This window comes from Streptococcus danieliae (genome assembly GCF_025447695.1).
Lineage (GTDB): Bacteria > Bacillota > Bacilli > Lactobacillales > Streptococcaceae > Streptococcus > Streptococcus danieliae.
In genome coordinates, this window is the sequence record NZ_JAOBSU010000123.1 from 1 (window position 1) to 4,469 (window position 4,469).

Below are 4,469 nucleotides of genomic sequence, written 5' to 3' on the forward strand. Positions count from 1 at the left end.
TTGCTTTTTTTTTGCACTCTGAATTACAAAAAAAGTTGCATGGAGAGCAAGCTTTCCACACAACTTATTATAGAACCATTTAACTATTAAAATAAGATTTTTTCCCGTGTTTTCTCATATGACTTGACAAAACGATCGGTTACACCTGGCTCCACTGTTTCCAAGGCTTCTGAAATCCGTTGGAAGGAAGCTTGATAGTCAAACTCTTCTTCAAAAATCTGCAAAGAGGCTTGGAAAGCCGCTTGAACATTCTCGTCGAAAGAACGGTAACGGTTTGAATACTGCAAGAGTTGCTCGGTCAAGGTTGCATTGCCCACGATTGTGTAGGCTTCAGCTTCCAATTCCACCATATCTTGGTTCAAAATTTCCAATAAGCGATTAACAGATTCGACATCTACGCGCTCATTGTCTAGTTCATTGAGCAGATCTTCAGCGTTATGACTGGCTGTAAAGAACAAGCTTAGGAAGGATTGAGGAATCCCTGGTAGCTTGCGTTTTTCCATGTAACGCTTGATGGTATGCAATTTATTAACAGCAATGCTGACTTTCTGACGAGCAGTGCTGTCATCTTTTTCAATTTGCGCCAAGCTATCACCCAACTCTATTTGCACATCTTCAATTTTTTCCAAACGTTCCCGGCTATCTTCCAGCTCTTCCAAAACTTGTGAAAATGGAATTTCATCCGCATGCTGGCTCTCATCAACCCGACTCATAACGAGTTTTTCCATAGCAATCAATTCACTTTGCAACTCTTGGATTTGACGAATGCCAGATTCCTTCACAATGTAGTGCCGAGACAAACGTTCTGCCTCATCCATGAGATTTTGGTTGTTGAATTGCGTATGACGAAGGTAGTTTGGTAGGCTTTGAATCAACTTATCAACTTCCGTCTTGGCATCCATTTCCTTGGTGAAAATGGCATAGAGACCATCAATGTCTTCCTGGATCATCTCATTTTCAAACTGGGTATTATCCAATTCCAAGGATTTGAGGTTGGCGCCATTTTTTTGCAAACGCGAGTGCAACTGCTGGAAGCGGGCTTCGATATCGGTCTCTTGGAAATGGTAATCCTCTTCCAAAAGCTTCCGATAACCGGTTTCCAAATCTTCCAATTGGTCTGGTAGATTGTTTTCCAACTGTTCAACCAGAGCCGGAACTCCTTCAACGATTTGCGAAAGTGCGATGATATAATTTTCCGTTTTATCCAAAACTTCTGCAGCTTCAACAGGGTCACCCGATGAATTTAATTTCACAAAGCGACTAAATTCTGACTCGATGTGTTCCATCTGAGTCCGAATTTCTGGAAGCGCTTGGCCATATTGCTCCTCGTTTTTATCAATGGTCTCTTGTAATTTTTCAAACAGATCCAAGGCATGAAGCACTCGGCCACTATTTTCTGCCTCCTGCTGCTCCAATTCTAGAACGGCTTGCCGAATCGCTTGCACATCTTCGGAGACTAAATTCAATTGGCTTTCAATACTACCAATGGTCTGATTGGTTTTCAAAAAACGGAAAGAATTGTTATAAGCCTCTGCTTCAAATAAGTCAGTTTCAATGGCCGCAAAAGAATTGAGGGAAATATCCATCCACTTCTGGTTCCATTCCCGGAAATTAACCTGACTCTGACCAATCAAGTGCATGTTTTTCACACGCTCCATATCCTCGTTGACTGGTAAATTAAAGAGCTCTGTTTTTCTTTCTTCTAATTTGGCCAGGAGGGTATCATTCCTCTTCCGCAGCAAAATGGCCACAATATAGGCCACGATTAATAATACAACGATTACAATGACCAGTATAATCAACCCACTAGACATCCCATACTCCTTAAATTTAATACTTGTAAACAAACAAAACTGATTATACCATAGATTGACTCGAAAATCCTAGAAATCCACTAATTTCTTTATACATCCAAAGTTGAATAAACCGCATTGGCTTCAATAAACTCTCGGCGTGGCTCAACCCGGTCTCCCATCAGCATATCAAAGACCCGATCAGCCTCAGCGGCATCATCAACAGAAACCCGTGCCATCAACCGATGCTCAGGATTCATGGTTGTTTCCCACAATTGATGGTCATCCATTTCCCCTAATCCTTTATACCGTTGAACGGTCGGTTTTGAACGACCAGTCCCATAACGTTCCAAGGCTGCCTGCAGCTCCTGCTCCTGATTGGGACCAGGTTGGATATATTCCTTAATTTCACTGCCAACCTTGACTCCGTAGATAGGTGGCTGTGCGATGTAGACGTAGCCAGCTTCCAAAACGGGACGCATATAACGGTAAATCAAGGTCAACAATAGGGTCCGGATATGGGCCCCATCCACGTCCGCATCTGTCATAATGACTAACTTGTGGTAACGGGCCTTGGCCACTTCAAAATCATCTGCAAAGCCTGTTCCCATAGCTGTAAAAAGGGAACGGATTTCCTCATTGGCCAAAATTTTATCCATGCTCGCTTTTTCAACATTGAGGATTTTCCCCCGAATCGGCAAAATCGCTTGGAATTCCCGGTTACGGCCAGACTTGGCGGAACCACCCGCAGAATCTCCCTCAACAATAAACAGCTCTGTTTGTTCGGGGTCATTGGAAGAACAATCGGCCAATTTTCCAGGCAGGTTGGAAATCTCCAGACCAGATTTTTTACGCGTTACCTCGCGAGCCCGTTTGGCCGCAATCCGCGCCTTAGACGCCAGGATTCCTTTTTCAACAATCCGCTTGGCAATTTGGGGATTCTCGAGGAGGAAGGTTGTAAACGCCTCTGCAAACAGACGATTGGTGATTTTCACAACCTCACTATTCCCCAATTTGGTTTTGGTTTGCCCCTCAAATTGTGGATTTGGATGCTTAACGGAAATAACAGCCGTCAAGCCTTCCCGAACATCATCACCCGTCAGATTTTCATCCTTTTCCTTGAGAATCTTATTCTTCTTCGCATAGTCATTGATAACCCGGGTCAAAGCCGTCCGGAAGCCCTGTTCATGGGTTCCCCCCTCATGCGTATGAATATTGTTGGCAAAACTCATCAAGGTACTGTGGAAGCCACCCGTGTACTGCATGGCCACCTCAACGGTAATCCCATCCAGCTCACCTTCCGTATAGATAGGCTCTTCAAACAACAGATCCTTATTCTCGTTGATATAAGACACATAACTCGCAATTCCACCCTCGTAGAGATAATCCTTGCGCTGCTCTTGCCCCTCCCGCTTGTCCTCAAGCGAGATCGCCAAGCCACGATTCAAGAAGGCCAATTCCTGGATTCGCTTATTTAATTTATCAAAATCATAAACAGTGGTTTCAGTGAAAATTTCTGGATCAGGTGTAAAATGAACCGTTGTCCCAGTTCGATCGGTCTGGTCAATCACCTTCAAATCCGCTACAACAACCCCACGTTTGTACTCCTGGTAGTAAACCTGACCATTCTTGTAGACCTTCACATCCAATTGGGTCGACAGAGCATTAACAACAGAAGATCCCACCCCGTGGAGACCTCCGGAAACCTTGTAACCGCCGCCGCCAAACTTTCCACCTGCATGCAAAACGGTAAAAACCGTCTCCACCGCAGGACGGCCGGTTTTTTCCTGAATATCAACTGGGATCCCCCGACCATCGTCAATAACGGTAATGGAATCATCAGGTTCAATAAATACTTGTACATGCTTGGCAAAACCAGCTAGGGCCTCATCGATGGAATTATCGACAATTTCCCAAACCAGGTGGTGCAGCCCTTCCTTGGACGTAGAACCAATATACATACCAGGCCGCATCCGAACGGCTTCTAACCCCTCTAGGACCTGGATCTGACTAGCATCATACTCCTGGGCATTCTGTTTTTTATCTTTGGCGTCAAACATCTGACTCCTCCACTCTTTTTATAAACTCCGCCAACTGGGAAGCACTATCAAACAGATAGGTCGCCATCCCCGCATTCTGACCTGCAATCATATCCATCGGCCGATCTCCAATAACCAGAGTCTTATCTAAACCATACTTGTCTTTCAAATAAAGAAAGGCCTCTGGACTCGGTTTCCGTGCAAAGCCTTGATCCGATGTCACAACTTCTGTGAAATAGGACAAAATACCTGTTGCTTGTAAAATTTCTATAACTTGTTGATCTCGATGTGAGACTAAAAAGTGCTGAGCTCCAGCTGTCTGAAGCGTCTCCAACAGCTGAGGGATTCCTGGAAATAGAACCGGCCGCGTCAGTTCTTTGGCTTCTTCCAAGCGATATTTACGACGGAAATCGGGAATACCCGTGGCATACCGAAGAACAGCAACATCTGTTGCCTCCTTGAGACTGGTATAGATATCAGCCAGCTTGGCTGGAGGAAACATAATTGTCCAACAAGGTCCCTCCCAAATCCCAAATAAAACTCTGAAATTGCATTGCTTCATTATACCATATTTTAGAGGAGTCAGCCAGCCTAAAAAAGCCCTTAGAAGGGCTTTCCTAGGGCTAATGGTTGCTTT

At 44.5% G+C, this 4,469-nt stretch carries 2 protein-coding genes and 1 pseudogene; all 3 read right to left on the reverse strand.

Annotated features, from left to right (window positions below):
* Nucleotides 1–86: 86 nt before the first annotated feature.
* The 3 genes and pseudogenes from ezrA to N4310_RS07665 all read right to left on the reverse strand — a co-directional run bounded on the left by ezrA (nt 87) and on the right by N4310_RS07665 (nt 4,386).
* Entirely contained in the window at nt 87–1,814 is a 1,728-nt protein-coding gene (gene ezrA, locus N4310_RS07655) for a septation ring formation regulator EzrA (RefSeq protein ID WP_262092709.1), read from the reverse strand.
* An 89-nt stretch (nt 1,815–1,903) separates the two neighbouring features.
* Nucleotides 1,904–3,853 (reverse strand): DNA topoisomerase (ATP-hydrolyzing) subunit B, encoded by a 1,950-nt coding sequence (gyrB, locus tag N4310_RS07660; protein WP_262092710.1) that lies wholly within the window; start codon nt 3,851–3,853, stop codon nt 1,904–1,906.
* Nucleotides 3,846–4,386, reverse strand: a pseudogene (locus N4310_RS07665) (HAD-IA family hydrolase). The gene gyrB and the pseudogene N4310_RS07665 overlap by 8 nt, the downstream one beginning before the upstream one ends.
* Between the last annotated feature and the right edge of the window lie 83 nt (nt 4,387–4,469).

What these genes read in the sequence shown, in the direction of transcription:
- ezrA (WP_262092709.1), bottom strand. Translation starts at nt 1,814, where the DNA reads ATGTCTAGTGGGTTGATTATACTGGTCATTGTAATCGTTGTATTATTA.
- gyrB (WP_262092710.1), bottom strand. Translation starts at nt 3,853, where the DNA reads ATGTTTGACGCCAAAGATAAAAAACAGAATGCCCAGGAGTATGATGCT.